Origin of the sequence: Achromobacter sp. ESBL13 (assembly GCF_036668755.1) — a bacterium.
Lineage (GTDB): Bacteria > Pseudomonadota > Gammaproteobacteria > Burkholderiales > Burkholderiaceae_B > Achromobacter.
On sequence record NZ_JAZEVT010000001.1, the window covers coordinates 953716 to 967272 of the forward strand.

13 protein-coding genes are annotated in these 13557 nt (G+C 65.8%); 4 read left to right on the plus strand and 9 right to left on the minus strand.

Translation table 11 applies throughout. The features are described from left to right. Nucleotides 1-72 precede the first annotated feature (72 nt). From V6F88_RS04415 to V6F88_RS04425, 3 genes are read right to left on the minus strand one after another with little or no spacing between them, the layout of a single operon-like run. Complete coding sequence (locus tag V6F88_RS04415) at nucleotides 73-1002, minus strand: c-type cytochrome (RefSeq protein ID WP_332608140.1); 930 nt, start codon at nucleotides 1000-1002, stop codon at nucleotides 73-75. Nucleotides 1003-1004: 2 nt separating this feature from the next. Further along, nucleotides 1005-2771 (minus strand): GMC family oxidoreductase, encoded by a 1767-nt coding sequence (locus V6F88_RS04420; RefSeq protein ID WP_332608141.1) that lies wholly within the window; start codon nucleotides 2769-2771, stop codon nucleotides 1005-1007. Next, a complete protein-coding gene (locus V6F88_RS04425) occupies nucleotides 2764-3558 on the minus strand; it encodes a gluconate 2-dehydrogenase subunit 3 family protein (protein WP_332608142.1) in 795 nt (264 codons plus the stop codon). Before V6F88_RS04425 ends, V6F88_RS04420 begins: the two co-directional genes overlap by 8 nt. Before the next feature lie 115 nt (nucleotides 3559-3673). Here V6F88_RS04425 and V6F88_RS04430 point away from each other — a divergent pair, with 115 nt between their 5' ends. Together V6F88_RS04430 and V6F88_RS04435 are read left to right on the plus strand one after the other, a co-directional pair. Next, nucleotides 3674-4099: a hypothetical protein gene (locus V6F88_RS04430; protein ID WP_332608143.1), complete on the plus strand. Its 426-nt coding sequence runs from the start codon at nucleotides 3674-3676 to the stop codon at nucleotides 4097-4099. Between the two features lie 392 nt (nucleotides 4100-4491). Continuing rightward, a complete protein-coding gene (locus V6F88_RS04435; protein WP_332608144.1) occupies nucleotides 4492-6048 on the plus strand; it encodes a TerC family protein in 1557 nt (518 codons plus the stop codon). A 95-nt stretch (nucleotides 6049-6143) separates the two neighbouring features. Here the strand turns inward: V6F88_RS04435 and V6F88_RS04440 are convergent, their stop codons facing one another. The 3 genes from V6F88_RS04440 to V6F88_RS04450 all read right to left on the minus strand — a co-directional run bounded on the left by V6F88_RS04440 (nucleotide 6144) and on the right by V6F88_RS04450 (nucleotide 7880). Next, nucleotides 6144-6554, minus strand: coding sequence for a hypothetical protein (locus V6F88_RS04440; protein ID WP_332608145.1), 411 nt, complete (start codon nucleotides 6552-6554; stop codon nucleotides 6144-6146). Nucleotides 6555-6819: 265 nt separating this feature from the next. Beyond that, on the minus strand, nucleotides 6820-7437 hold the full coding sequence (locus V6F88_RS04445) for an FMN-dependent NADH-azoreductase (RefSeq protein WP_332608146.1): 618 nt from the start codon (nucleotides 7435-7437) through the stop codon (nucleotides 6820-6822). After that, nucleotides 7434-7880: a GNAT family N-acetyltransferase gene (locus tag V6F88_RS04450; RefSeq protein WP_332608147.1), complete on the minus strand. Its 447-nt coding sequence runs from the start codon at nucleotides 7878-7880 to the stop codon at nucleotides 7434-7436. Before V6F88_RS04450 ends, V6F88_RS04445 begins: the two co-directional genes overlap by 4 nt. Nucleotides 7881-7996: 116 nt before the next feature. On the opposite strand from V6F88_RS04450, the gene pdxR reads away from it, so the two are divergent. After that, nucleotides 7997-9418 (plus strand): MocR-like pyridoxine biosynthesis transcription factor PdxR, encoded by a 1422-nt coding sequence (pdxR, locus tag V6F88_RS04455; RefSeq protein WP_332608148.1) that lies wholly within the window; start codon nucleotides 7997-7999, stop codon nucleotides 9416-9418. Between the two features lie 28 nt (nucleotides 9419-9446). Here pdxR and V6F88_RS04460 read toward each other — a convergent pair whose 3' ends face one another. Further along, on the minus strand, nucleotides 9447-9926 hold the full coding sequence (locus V6F88_RS04460; RefSeq protein ID WP_332608149.1) for a carboxymuconolactone decarboxylase family protein: 480 nt from the start codon (nucleotides 9924-9926) through the stop codon (nucleotides 9447-9449). Nucleotides 9927-10132: 206 nt separating this feature from the next. On the opposite strand from V6F88_RS04460, the gene chrA reads away from it, so the two are divergent. After that, nucleotides 10133-11389, plus strand: coding sequence for a chromate efflux transporter (gene chrA / locus V6F88_RS04465; protein ID WP_332608150.1), 1257 nt, complete (start codon nucleotides 10133-10135; stop codon nucleotides 11387-11389). On the opposite strand, the gene V6F88_RS04470 is transcribed toward chrA, so the two are convergent. Both V6F88_RS04470 and V6F88_RS04475 read right to left on the minus strand, forming a co-directional pair. Further along, entirely contained in the window at nucleotides 11386-12180 is a 795-nt protein-coding gene (locus tag V6F88_RS04470; protein WP_332608151.1) for an enoyl-CoA hydratase, read from the minus strand. The genes chrA and V6F88_RS04470 overlap by 4 nt on opposite strands. A 54-nt stretch (nucleotides 12181-12234) precedes the next feature. Beyond that, the gene (locus tag V6F88_RS04475) at nucleotides 12235-13431 is read right to left on the minus strand and encodes a multidrug effflux MFS transporter (protein ID WP_332608152.1); all 1197 of its coding nucleotides are present in this window, start codon (nucleotides 13429-13431) and stop codon (nucleotides 12235-12237) included. Nucleotides 13432-13557: the final 126 nt, after the last annotated feature.

Consider the following 13557-nt stretch of genomic DNA (forward strand, 5'->3'; position numbering starts at 1 on the left):
GGGCGTTGCGGCGGCCAAAGGGGCCGCCGCAACCAGCCGCAACCCGGCGCCGCGAGAGGCAAGCTGCGGCGCTTACCTTTGCTGAGGCGCCGGCCCCGCGTAGTAGGCCGCCAACGCCTGTATCTCGGCGTCGGTCAGGCGTTGCGAGAAGGCGCGCATTACCCCGACGTCATCGTTTTGGCGCGAGCCGTTGCGAAACGCGTTCATCTGGTCGGTGAAGTACTCGCGTGATTGGCCGGCAAGCCTGGGGATCAGCGGCCCTTCGCCCATGCCGCGCAGGCCGTGGCAATTGGCGCAGGCGGGCAAGGCGCGTGCGCCGTCACCTTGCACGTCCAGCTTGCGGGCGGCGTCACCGCCAAACTCGCCCACATGCATGGGCGGCCCGGCCAGCGTGCCGTAGTACGCCGCCACTTGGCCGATTTCCTGCTCGGACAACGCGCGCGCCACGGTATTCATCAAGGGCTGTACTCGCGCGCCGCTGCGGAAGTCGGCCAATTGCTTGGCCAGGTATTCGCTGCTTAACCCGGCCAGGTTGGGAAAGATGCCGCCTGACGGCGTGATGCCGGCCTGGCCGTGGCAGGCCACGCAGGCTTGCACGCCGGCGGCGGGTTTGCCGTTGGCGGCCAATTGCTTGCCCGCAGCCGGGTCGGCATCGTGCAGAAAGGTCTCCCATGCGGGGCGCGATGCGCTGAAGTCCAGCGCGCTGCGTCCTGGCACGGGCGCCGGGGGCTTGGGCGGGGCCGCCGCGGCGGTGGGCGCGGGTGCAGTGCCGGGCGTGGCGCCAGGTGTGGCGGTCGGTGTGGCGCCCGGTGCGCCTGAGGCGGCCGGTGCGGTGGCGGGCGCCTGCGTGGCGGTCGGCGCCGATGCCGTCACCGCCTTGGCGCGGATCAGCCCGTCGCCGCCGGTGCCGATCATCTGGTGGGCCGTGGCAATCAACGTGACCAACGGCGGCGCCATGATCAGCAGGACGGCGATGGAAATGCCTTTGCGATGTTCAATCATGATCACACCAGCCGTCCCGGCGAACGCAGATAGTCCGCCTTGATTTTTTCCACGATCCAGTAGGCGGTGGCGCCCACGGTGCCCGTCGGGTTGTAGCCCGAGTTTTGCGGAAACAACGCCGCGCCGGTCACGAACACATTGGGCACGTCCCAGCTTTGCCCGTAACGGTTGACCACGCTGGTTTCCGGGTTGTCGCCCATGGCCGCGCCACCGGTCAGGTGGGTGGACTGGTAGGCGGTGGCCGAGAACGGCCGCTTGCGCGGGCCCGGCTCGGTGCGCACGATGCCCTTCATGGCACGGCCGATTTCATCGCCCTTGGCCGTCAGGAATGCCGACATGCGGATGTCGTTGTCCGGAAAATCGTACGTCACCCGCAACAGCGGCAGGCCCCAGGCGTCCTTGTAGGTGGGATCCAGGCTGAGGTAGCCGCCGCGCCACGGTTGGGCCGACCCCGTGATGGTGATGGACGCGGAATGGTTGTAGTAGCGCTTGACGGCCTTCTTCCAGTCGGCGCCCCAGGCCGGCGTGCCCTTGGGCGTGGGGTGGTAGCCGATGGGCGCGCCGCTGACCACCTGGATCTGCAAGTAGCCGCCGCCCACGAATCCATGCGGCCCGTGGTCGAAATTGTCGGCGCTGAAATCGTCCATGGTGACGGCGACCGCGCCCGCGCCCATGAACGGGTTGATGTTGGTGGCTTCGTCAAAAAACAGGTTCACGCCCGACGTGGTCTGGTGCGTGTAATTGCGGCCCACCACCCCCGTGTCGGTGACCGGGTCATAAGGCTTGCCGATGCCGGACAACAGCAACAGCCGCACGTTGTTGATGCCGAAGGCGCACATGACCACGATTTCGGCGGGCTGGAACACTTCTTCACCCGCCGCGTCCACATAGGTCACGCCGCGCGCGCGCTTTTTGTCTGGCGTGAGCTCTACGCGCAGCACGTGCGCGCCGGTGCGGATTTCGAAGTTCTCCATCTTCATCGCCACCGGCAGAATGCAGACCTGGGGCGAGGCCTTGGCAAAATGTTCGCAGCCGAAGTTTGAGCAGAAGCCGCAGTACACGCACGCGCTCATGTGCAGCCCTTCGGAATTGACGTAGGGGCGGGTGCAGAGGGCCGAGGGCTGCACGTAAGGGTGATAGCCCAGCCCGCGCGCGGCTTCGCCGAACAGCGCCGGGGCGTAGGGCACTTTCATCGGCGGGTTGGGGTAGGGGCGCGAGCGCCACGGCTCGAACGGGTTGCCGCCTTCCTGTTTCTGCCCCTTGATGTTGCCCGCCTGGCCCGACGCACCGATCAGGTAGTCATAGCGGTCGAAGTAGGGCTCCAGTTCGTCGTAGCTGACCGGCCAGTCCTGACAGGTCAGTTCCTTGTCGAAGATCTTCGCGCCATACCGTTCGGTGTAGTGGCTGCGGATGCGAAAGTCGGTGGGGTCGAAGCGGTAATACGCGCCCGACCAGTGGTTGCCCGCGCCGCCCAGGTGCGTGCCCGGGTAGGCGAACTGCCAGCGCCGCATCGGCAGCGCCTTCTGGTCGGTGTTGTTGCGGAAGGTGAAGGTTTCAGTGGCCGCGTCCTGGTGCAGTTCGTGGCGGCGCGTGTACTTGAGTTCATCGTGAACGTTGGGCCCCTGGAAGTCGGGCGACGGCCAGCGCGCCTGCCCCCGTTCCAGCACCACCACTTTTTGTTTTGCGGCGGCCAGTTCCTTGCCGATGATCGACCCCGTCCAGCCGCCGCCGATGATGGCAACGTCCACGGGAGGTAAGGTTTTAGCCATGCTGGTCTCCCGGTTTCATCGTGTGTCCGCGTGCGTTCGCGATGGATACGGGCTTGCCCGCCCAGATCACGCCGTGACGTTCGATGTCGTTGGAAAACGAGGCATAGGCGCCGGGAAACCCGACCAGTTTCCACCCGACCATGTCGGCGTTGCCGCCGTATAGCGGATCGGAAAAAAAGCCTTCAATGGTGGCGTCCAGCACGGCCTGGAAAAATACGTCGGACGGCAAGGGTGAAAAATCCGCCTTGCCGCCCTGCAAATCGTGAAGCCAGGCGTCCTGCCTGGCTTCGTCTAGTTCCGCGAAAGGTTTGCCGTCTTTTTTGCGGGCGGCGGCGTCCAACGCCGCCAGTCCGCGCCGGAACATTTCGGCGGGCGTGAACGACAACTGGTAGCCCTGTTCGGGCGTACCTTTTTCAAAGGGACCCTGGCGGTAGAACTGGCTGCCCGCGCCCCAGGCTCCGGCCAGTTGTCCGTCGATGAAGAACGTAACGCCGGCTTCCTTGGCGCCCGGCCCCAGCTCGTCGGCGGGGATCAGGCGCGCCGCGATGGCGTCCATCGTTTTGGCTTCGTCTGCGTTGAAAAATTGCAGGGTGCGCGGCGCGGACGGCGCGATGGCCGCCTGGCCTTCGGGGTTGCCCGCCGCCGGGGCGGGCGCGGTTGGGGCGCCTACCGCCTTGGCGGCCCACGCCGCTCCGGGCACGCCCACGGCCAAGGCCTTGAGCAAGCCGCGCCGACCGGCAACCGGCTGATCGTCCGCGGGTAAATCCTTAGGGGATTGATCGTCCATGCATCACTCCAGTGTCAGGGCAGGCACGCTACTTGCCCATGAATTCAAAGAGATCCGTACAAAATCGTTATCCGCTGGCGCGTAGTTTGTCACTGTTTTCAACTGGGAGACAACGATGAAAAGCCACAAACTGCTACTGCTGTGCGCCATGTTGGCGACGCTGCCCTGGCAGGCCACCACCGCCCAAACGTCGCAAACCACGCTGGTTGCGCAGGCGGCGCCGCCACCTTCCATGCCCATGCCGACCGCTGACGAAAAGACAGCACCGGCCAATGCCATCGGCAAGCCGGTGCCGGGCGCACAATCCGAGGACCAGAAAAAAATGCCGTCCACTGAAGAAACGACGCAGAAGCCCCAACGCGGCGCCAAGGATTCGAATGCGCCGCCCAAGGGCGAATCGGATTCACGCCAGAAGACGCCCGCATCGGGCACCCACAGTGGCAAGCAGGTGCCCGGTGGCAAGGCGGGCGCGCCCGACAACGCGGGCATGCCGGGCTCCGGCGCCACGTCCGGCTCGGGCGGCGGCGCGGACACCCGCTGAACCAGTCGACAGGGGTTACGCGGCGCCGCCCCGGCGTCGTCGCGCCTGCTGTCTGAGGAAATCCAACTTTCAGGTATCATTCAGCTTCCTGTAAGAACGAGAGTTCGGCGGTGTACGCGGCCAAGGCTTGCCCAAGCAGCCTCGCGGACGCGGCCTCTTATGACTGAAGACCCACCTCCTAGCAGGGCGCCTTGGCGCCCGCCTTTTCTTCCTGTCGCAAAACCTGCCGCCCGATTTCTTTGGCGCGTTCAGCAGGCTTGCACCGCGCGCGCCACGCCGCAAATAGCGTGCCGCGCACCGCCGGGTCGCAACCATCCCCCCTTGATTGACCACGCGTTCCCTTTCCAGGGCGGCGCCATCGCGCGCGCCCGCCCGACACTTGCGGATCAACAATGATTTTTGACTGGATGAACGACCCCACCGCCTGGCTTGGCCTGGCGACGCTGGTGGTACTTGAAATTGTTCTGGGCATCGACAACCTGGTGTTTATCGCCATCCTGGCCGACAAGCTGCCGCCCGAGCAGCGCAACCGCGCGCGCCTGATCGGGCTAAGCCTGGCGCTGGTGATGCGGCTGGGCCTGCTGGCCAGCATCGCATGGGTCGTGACGCTGACCGAGCCGCTGTTCATCGTGCTGGGCAGCGAGATATCCGGGCGCGACCTGATCCTGATCCTGGGCGGTCTGTTCCTGCTGTTCAAGGGCACGATGGAACTGCATGAACGCGTCGAGGGCAGTGCGGGCCATGAGTCCGGCCAGAAGCCGCAGCACGCCATCTTCTGGCAGGTAATTCTGCAAATCGTGGTGCTGGACGCCGTGTTCTCGCTGGACTCGGTGATTACCGCCGTGGGCATGGTGCAGGAACTGAGCATCATGATGATCGCCGTGGTTGTGGCGATGGCCGTGATGATGGTGGCCAGCCGCCCGTTGATGGCGTTCGTGGGCCGCCACCCCACCGTGGTCATCCTGTGCCTGGGCCTGTTGCTGATGATCGGTTTCAGCCTGGTCGCCGAAGGCTTGAACTTCCACGTGCCCAAGGGCTATCTGTACGCGGCGATCGGCTTTTCGATCTTGATCGAGCTGTGCAACCAGTTGGCCCGCCGCAATCGCGTCAAGGGCACCCATGCGCTGGGCCGTCGGCAACGCACCGCGCAAGCGGTTCTGCGCCTGCTGCGCGCCGGCCGCGGCGGCCAGCCCGGCCAGCAGGCGGACGATATGGCGGCGCTGGTTGATGGCGTGGGCGACGAGCCCGCCTTCGCGCCCGAGGAAAGCTCCATGATTGAACGGGTGCTGTCGGTGGGCGCGCACGACGTGCGTTCCATCATGGTGCCGCGCGGCGACATGACGTGGCTGGATGTGGCCGACACGCCCGAGGCCGTAGTGCGCAAGTTCAGCACCGGCCATTCGCGTCTGCCCCTATGCGCGGGCGACGCGTCCAATGTGTTGGGCGTGCTGCATTTCAAGGACGTGATGCCGCTGCTGCGCAACCCGGGGCCGATCGACCTGGTGGAGCTGGCGCGCGAGCCGCGCTACGTCATGGAAACCACGCCGGTGTTGAAGATTCTTGAAGAGCTGCGCGCCTCGCGCGATCACATGTTGATCGTGGTGGACGAGCACGGCGTATGCGAAGGCCTGGTGACGCCGATGGACGTGTTGACCGCCGTGGGCGGCGAACTGCCCGAGCACAGCGAAGACCCGCCGGAGGCGTTGCAGTTGTCCGACGGATCCTGGTTGCTGGAAGGCGGCCTGTCGGTGGGCGAGGCCGCGCGCCTGCTCAACACACCGGGCCTGGGTGACGCCTACCCCGATGCCACCTTGGCGGGATGCCTGCTGCGTGTGGCGGGCCGCCTGCCAGATGCCGGCGACACGATCCGCATGCATGAATGGACGTTCGAAGTCGCCCGCCGCGACGGCCTGCGCATACATCAGGTGCATGCGCGCCCCGACCTGTGAATTCAGACGCCGGCGATGAAGGTCGCAACGCGGACAGCGCGGACTGCTCGTACCGGCGGACCGGCGTACCGGCGTACCGGCGGCAAGCATTGCCGCTAACTGCACACGCGGCGCCACGGGGCAATGCCGCGTGGCGGGCAGTAGCCGGCGCACGGGGTAGCGATCGACGTGCCGCTTTGGCAGCGTTGTTCAGGCGCCTTGTCGCCGTACGGCACCGTGCCCTGGCAATCGCAGCTGGCCAGCCCCGCGCCCGAAGGCAGCTTGCCGGGCACGTCTACAGGCGTAGCGGCCGCCACGTCTTCGGCGGCATTGTCGTCGGCGTCCACCACGGCGCGCACCTTCGCCGCCGTCATGTTGCAGGTCTTGGCAATTGCCTTGACCGACTTTCCCTCGTCGGACAGTGACAGTATTTTCTTGTCGCTGCATGCGGCCTGGGACGGCGCCGAAAATCCAGCGAAAAGAGCAAGCACGATCAATGCCCGAAACAAGGGCTGGCGCCAGGTCATACGCATCTCCAGCAGGGAACAGCGGAGGGGATACTACGTCTTGCGCCCGATGATCCGGTGGCGGATTCGGTGGCCAAGGCGAGGGTGCGGGCATGGGGCGGTTTTTACTTGCGGCCTAGCGTAGTGCTGCCGTTTCCGCGCTGTCAATGCGACCCGATTAAATACGCGGACGTGGCCAAAGGGCTTGGTAAACAAGCAATTATGAAGAATCACCACGTCGCGCCGGGCCGCCTGGTGCACCTGATCCGGCAATGGGCCGAACGGACTAGGCCGCCATCGGATGCGCGGCAATGGCGGCTTCGGCCGACGCGCGCGCGGCCTGCAATGCCGCGTCGCCGCGCGCCGTGCCCTGCACCGAGAAAAACGTCACGTTCTTCAAGCCTATCGTGCCCAGCACATGCGTCAGGTACGGCGTCAGAAAGTCGGGCTGGCGCGCGGCCTCGCCGGAAAATTCTCCGCCGGACGACACCGCCACATACACCGGGCGATCCGGCAAGTTGCCGATCTTGCCCTCGGGCGTGATGCGAAACGTGCTGCGCACACGCACCACGTGATCGATCCAGACTTTCAACGCCGCCGACACCGTGAAGTTGTGCATGGGGGTGGCGATGACGATGTGGGTGGCCTGGTGCAACGCGTCGATCAGTTCGCTGGACTGGCGCAACGCGCCGCGCGCCAGCACGTCGTCGGCGGGGTCCATGGGCGAGGCCAACGCGGCGGCGTAATCGTCATCGACGTTAGGCAGGCGGGTAGCGTCGATATTGATGATGGCGGGCGTGGCGTTTCCGTGCGCACCGACCAGCCGCTGGATGATGTGTTGCGACAAGCGGTGGCTTTCGGACGCCCGACCGCGCGGGCTGCAATGAATGTGGAGAATGGTCATGCGGTGGCGGCGTCCAGGTTTTTGGAAAAGTGCAGGGCGGTGCTTAGCAGACCCTGGCGAAAGTAAAACCGTTGGGCCAGGGAATTGGCCAGGCCGGTATCCAGCACCAGCTTGGCGCAACCGGCCTGGCGGGCGATGTCGTCCAGGGCGTTCAACAGGCGCGCGCCCCAGCGGCCGCCACGGCGTGTGTCATCCACGATCAGGTCATCCACGTAGACGAAACGCCCGTAGATCAGGTTTTCCTGGTAGCGGTAGCCCGCCAGCGCCACCGCCTGACCCGCGTCGATACCGGCCAGTAGCCGATAGCCCTGGCCGCGCATGCGGGCGATGCGGGCGACAAAGTCGTCTGCGTGGGCAAGGTGTGGGCGCAGCTGGCGCATCAATGGCAGGCAGGCGCGCAGGCCGGCGTCGGTGTCGATGTGATTCAAGTCTGGGTCGGTCATGGAATGGGTGAGCGGTAAAAGTCGTGTCAGGAAAAGAAGCCATCAAACTTCAGCCGTCATCGTAGAAAGCCCATGCCATAATTTGAAGAGCCATAAATTGAACTTTGGACTATGCCATGATCAGCCGCCCCGACGCCTTGCCGCCGCTACCCGCCGGCAACCCCGACCCGCTGTATCGGCAGATCTATGAGCGGTTTCGCGGCGCCATCTCCGAAGGCACGCTCAAGCCCGGCGACCGCATTCCGTCGGCCCGCGCGCTGGCCAAGGAAATGGGCGTGGCGCGCGGCACCATCGAAGTCGCGTATTCGCTGCTGAGCGCCCAGGGCTATATCCAGGCGCGCGGCCAAGCCGGCACAATCGTCGCGCCCGACCTGCAACCCCTTGCCACCGCGCCCGCCGTCGTGCCGCCGGTCCAGGCCGCCGACGACGACCACGGCTGGCATCGGCCGGCGCGCATCCTGCCGTTTCAGATGGGCATCCCGGCGTTGGACGCGTTTCCGCGCAAGCTGTGGGCGCGCTTGGGCGCGCGCGAATTGCGCAGCCTGCAAGCGCCAGACCTGTCGTATCCCCCCGCCGACGGGCTGGAAAGCCTGCGTACGGCGCTTGCCGCGTACCTGCGCGTGGCGCGCGGCATACATTGCCAGCCGGCTCAGGTGTACATCACGTCCGGCTACAACTTCACGATGCAACTCATCATCCAGGCGCTGCTGACAACCGGCGACCGCGTGTGGGTGGAAGACCCGGGCTATCCCCCCACGCGGGCGTTGTTGGCGCAGGCGGGGCTGGAAGCCGTGCCGATACCGGTGGACGCCGACGGCCTGGTGGTGGCGGAAGGGCTGGCGCGCGCGGAACAGGCCCAGGCTGCGGTGGTCACGCCCGCCCACCAGAGTCCGCTGTCGATGTCCCTGTCATTGCCACGGCGGCAAGCGTTGCTGGACTGGGCCGAACGTCGTCAGGCCTGGATCGTGGAAGACGATTACGACGGGGAATACCGCTACGTCAGCCGCCCGCTGCCTGCGCTGAAAAGCCTGGATGTGCAAGGGCGGGTGCTGTACGCGGGGTCGTTCAGCAAGGTGCTGTTTCCCGGGATGCGGCTGGCCTACCTGGTGGTGCCCCAGGCGCAGGTGCCGCGCTTTGACCGCATCAGCCGCCTGCTATCGGGCGGCGCGGCGGCGTTCAACCAGGCGATCTTGACGGCCTTCATTAACGAGGGGCATTTTGGCCGCCATATCCAGCGCATGCGGCGGCTATACAGCGAACGGCGCGCGGCCACCGCGCGGGGCCTGAGCGCGGCGCTGGGCCCGCGCATGCGGATTGAACCGCAGCCGGGGGGCATGCATCTGGTGGCGCGCATGGAAGGCGGGCAGCGCGATCAGCCGCTGGCCGCCCGCATGTTGGAACAGGGGCTGTACGCGCACCCGCTGTCCAGATGGTCGACGCTGCCGGATCCCCAGCCGGGTTTGCTGCTGGGCTTTACGAATATCGTTTCGGAAAGCCAGGCGTACGACTATGGCCTGCAAATTCGCGCACTGATGTAGCGGGATTTTTGCGGACCAAGCCTAGCCCTCAATGCAGCCCGGCCTTGTCCAGCCCGAATGCCGCATCGGCCGAGCCGGGCACGGTACGAAACGCCACGTTCAGGCGGTTCCAGCCGTTGATGGCCACGATACGGAAAGTCAGGTCCGAAATTTCGGATTCCGATAATTGCTCGCGCACAAGGCTGTACACCTCGTCAGGCACGCCGTGCGAGGGCAGGGTGGTCAGCGCTTCGGTCCATGCCAGCGCCGCCCGCTCGCGTGCCGAGAACAATGTGGATTCGCGCCAGATGGCCACGTGGTGCAAACGCAGTTCGCGTTCGCCGTGAAGCTTGGCCTGCTTGACGTGCATGTCCAGGCAAAAGCCGCAGCCATTGATCTGCGAGGCGCGGATATCGACCAGATCGCCAAATTCCTCAATCACAGGCACTTTTTTCATTGCCGCACTGAATTCCATGTACTTCCTGGACAGTTCCGCGGACACCTGGAAGTAATTCAACCGCTGGCTCATAGACCTACCTTTTAAGTTGCTGTGGGGAAGACAATCAGGAAACCGTAGGATGCGGTAGATTGGCCCAGGCAGAAAGTGCCATAAATGATGTTTAGTTCTAGGCCATGCGGGCGGCAAGACTGGTGCTTGATACGCACGCGCGCCCCGGCTATAAGCTTGATCCAGGGGCGGAAACCCGGCGCCCTGACCGACTTAGAAGCCACCTCATGCCGCACCCCCCATCCCACGACGAACACGTCGCCAACAAGCCCGCCACGCACGAGCGCGCGGAGGCGGCGCGCGGGTCCTGTCTGGAAGTGTTCCTGGTGTTCCTGCGCCTGGGCCTGACTTCGTTTGGCGGCCCCGTTGCGCACCTGGCTTACTTTCGTACGGAATTTGTCGACCGCCGCCATTGGCTGGACGACTACGCCTATTCCGATCTGGTCGCCTTGTGCCAATTCCTGCCGGGGCCGGCAAGCAGCCAGGTCGGCATGGCAATCGGCCTGCGCCGCGCGGGCTGGACGGGCATGCTGGCCGCGTGGCTGGCGTTCACGCTGCCCACGGCGCTTGCTCTGATCGGCTTTGCGATGGGGCTGGCGCATTTTGGATGGCTGTCGGGGTCAGCCGTCATACACGGCCTGAAGATCGCGGCGGTGGCCATCGTGGCGCAGGCCGTGTGGGGCATGGGCCGCACCTTGTGTCCCGACCGCGCGCGCGCCGGGCTGGCCGTGGCCGCCGCCTTGATTACCGTGGTACTGCCCAACGCCTGGGGCCAGATCGGCGCCATTTTGCTGGGCGTTGTCGTTGGGGTAGCCGTGCTGCAATTGCCGCCCCGGCCCATCCTGTCCAACCCGGCTGACGCCGTGTCGCGCCGGGCCGCCTATGTGGCGTTGACCCTGTTCGTGGCATTGCTGGCGGGCTTGCCGATATGGGCGGCCATGTCGGATTCGGCCATGGCCGCGCAGCTTGCCGGCTTCTATCGGGCGGGGGCATTGGTCTTTGGCGGGGGCCACGTCGTGCTGCCGCTGCTGGAATCGACGGCGGTGTCCGGCGGCATGGTTTCCAGCGCGGACTTCCTGGCCGGGTACGGCGCGGCGCAGGCCATGCCCGGGCCGCTGTTCGGTTTCGCTGCGTTTTTAGGCGCATTGTCCACCGGTCCGCTGACGGGCTGGGTGGGCGGCCTGGTGCTATTGGCCGCCATTTTCCTGCCGGGCGCCTTGCTGGTGGTGGGGGCCTTGCCGTTCTGGGAAAGCCTGCGGCGGCGCCCCGGGGTGCGCAACATGCTGGCCGGCGTGAACGCCAGCGTTGTCGGCATCTTGCTGGCCGCGCTGTATGACCCGGTGTGGACCAGCGCCATTTTGAACAAGGCCGATTTCGGCCTTGCCTTGCTGCTGTTTGCGTTGCTGGTGTATGCCCGCTGGTCTGCCGTGTGGGTGGTATTGCTGGCGGCGGGGGGCGGTTGGGCGCTGGCCTTTCTGTCCTAAGCCTGCCAGCGCGGCGCGCGCTTTTGCAGGAAGGCGTCGATGCCCTCGGACGCGTCCGCGTCCATCATGTTGCGCGCCATGACGTCGCCCGCGTAATCGTAGGCGTCGGCCAAGGCCATCTGGCGCTGCTTGTAGAACATCTGTTTGCCGTAGCGGATGGCGCTGGGGCTTTTGGCCAGGATGTCGGCCGCCAGGGCGTTGACGCGCGCGTCCAGCTCGGCCTCGGGCACGGCGTCGTTGATCAAGCCCCAGTCTTTGGCCTGCGCGGCATCGATGAAGCGGGCAGTGACCAGCATTTCAAAGGCGCGCTTGGCCGACACATTGCGGCTGAGCGCCACCGCCGGCGTTGAACAAAACAGACCCACGTTGATGCCGGACACGGCAAATCGCGCCGAGTCGGCCGCCACCGCCAGGTCGCAACTGGCGACCAGCTGGCAACCGGCCGCCGTCGCAATGCCTTGCACCTTGGCAACGACGGGCACGGGCAAGGCCTGCAAACCCTGCATGACGCGGCTGCATTGGCGGAACAGCGCGCGGTAGTAATCCAGGCTGGGCTGGCTGCGCATTTCGCGCAAATCGTGCCCCGCGCAAAACGCCCGGCCCGCGGATTCCAGCACCACGCAACGCACGGTGGCGTCGCCGGCCAAGGCGTCGATCTGTTCCTGCAGGGCGGTCAGCAAGCCTTCGGACAAGGCGTTGAATTGCGCGGGGCGGTTCAGGCGCAGCGTCACCACGCCGTCGGTCGAGGTGCGCAACAGCAGGGCGTCGTTGTTGGGGAAATCGGGGGCCATGTCGTTTCCAGGAAGGTCGATTCCTGGATACTAGCGCAAGCCCCGCGCGTCGGTTCAGCTGCGTAACCGCCGCGCGATGGCCGGAGACAGCGAGAGCAAGGGCAGGACGATGACCGCGCCGATCAGGGCCATCGCCGCTTGCGGCGCCACGCCCGCATCCAGCAACACAGTGGCCACGATGGCCGACCCGCTCATCTGGAACAGGCCATACACGGCGGCGGCCGTGCCGGCGCGTTCGGCGAAGGGCTCCAGCGCCAAGCTCAAGCCCGACCCCAATGCCAGCGAAAAGCCCACCGTCAACACGGCAACCGGCAGCATGAACACCCAGGCCGCTTGCGGTATCCACCACCATGCGGCAGCGTGCATGGCCGATGCCAGCAACAGCGCCACCATGCCGACCCGCACCATCGTGTGGCGCCCAAAGCGCGCAATGAACGTAGGCGCAAGGAAGAACGCGGCAATGTTGATGGCGGCGTTGCCGCCGAACCAGGCCGAGAAGCCCAGCTCGGAATAGCCCAACTGCTGCACCAGCACCACGGGCGCGGCCGACACGAACACCAGGATCATCGCCATGCCCGCCATGCCGAACATGGCGAAGTACAGGAAACGCCCGCTGGACACGATCGGCAGGTACCGCCGCAAGCTGTAGAGCGCGCCGCGCGGGCCGCTGGGCGGCACGCGTGTTTCTTCAAAGCGTCGGGCCAACAGCACCATCAGGCTAAGCGCAAACAGCACCATGAAGACAAACGTGCTGCGCCAGCCCGCATGCACCGCCAGCGCACCGCCCAGCATGGGCGCCAACGCCGGCACGGAACACAGTGCGCCGTTCAGATAGCTGTACACGCGCGCGCCCACGGCAGGGCTGAAACGGTCACGCACCGCGGCAAAAGCCACCAGCGATGCCGAGCACGCGCCCAGGCCCTGGACCACACGGGCAACGTAAAACACATCAAGGGATGTTGCGGCCGCGCCCAGCGCCGAGCCGGCCAGATACGCCAAGGCGCCGCCCAGTGCGACCGGTCGCCGTCCATAGCGGTCGGCCAGGGGGCCGATCAGCATCTGGCCCAGGCCCACCGCGAAGATGAACAGCGTGATGCTGGCCTGCAACGCGCTGACGGGTTCACCAAATCCGGCGGCCATGGCGGGCAGCGAAGGCAGGTAGATATCGATGCCCATCGGCGTCAGCGTGACCAGGCCCATCAACAGGCCGATCAGCCAGCGTTGGCTAGAGGAAGATGCAGCAGACTTCATGTCAAGACTCTGGGGGCAATGCGCACCCGGGAAAACCCGACATTATCCATGAATGCCGCAGGGGACAGGTGTGCCTGTTTTGCGCTTGGGTGTCCATTGCGTGCATATCTGGCGGCTTTGCCAGGC

Coding starts and splice junctions, on each gene's coding strand:
- V6F88_RS04475 (WP_332608152.1), bottom strand. CDS start 13,431: ATGAAGTCTGCTGCATCTTCCTCTAGCCAACGCTGGCTGATCGGCCTG.
- V6F88_RS04445 (WP_332608146.1), bottom strand. CDS start 7,437: ATGACCATTCTCCACATTCATTGCAGCCCGCGCGGTCGGGCGTCCGAA.
- V6F88_RS04435 (WP_332608144.1), top strand. CDS start 4,492: ATGATTTTTGACTGGATGAACGACCCCACCGCCTGGCTTGGCCTGGCG.
- V6F88_RS04425 (WP_332608142.1), bottom strand. CDS start 3,558: ATGGACGATCAATCCCCTAAGGATTTACCCGCGGACGATCAGCCGGTT.
- V6F88_RS04430 (WP_332608143.1), top strand. CDS start 3,674: ATGAAAAGCCACAAACTGCTACTGCTGTGCGCCATGTTGGCGACGCTG.
- V6F88_RS04440 (WP_332608145.1), bottom strand. CDS start 6,554: ATGACCTGGCGCCAGCCCTTGTTTCGGGCATTGATCGTGCTTGCTCTT.
- V6F88_RS04470 (WP_332608151.1), bottom strand. CDS start 12,180: ATGGCCCCCGATTTCCCCAACAACGACGCCCTGCTGTTGCGCACCTCG.
- pdxR (WP_332608148.1), top strand. CDS start 7,997: ATGATCAGCCGCCCCGACGCCTTGCCGCCGCTACCCGCCGGCAACCCC.
- chrA (WP_332608150.1), top strand. CDS start 10,133: ATGCCGCACCCCCCATCCCACGACGAACACGTCGCCAACAAGCCCGCC.
- V6F88_RS04460 (WP_332608149.1), bottom strand. CDS start 9,926: ATGAGCCAGCGGTTGAATTACTTCCAGGTGTCCGCGGAACTGTCCAGG.
- V6F88_RS04450 (WP_332608147.1), bottom strand. CDS start 7,880: ATGACCGACCCAGACTTGAATCACATCGACACCGACGCCGGCCTGCGC.
- V6F88_RS04415 (WP_332608140.1), bottom strand. CDS start 1,002: ATGATTGAACATCGCAAAGGCATTTCCATCGCCGTCCTGCTGATCATG.
- V6F88_RS04420 (WP_332608141.1), bottom strand. CDS start 2,771: ATGGCTAAAACCTTACCTCCCGTGGACGTTGCCATCATCGGCGGCGGC.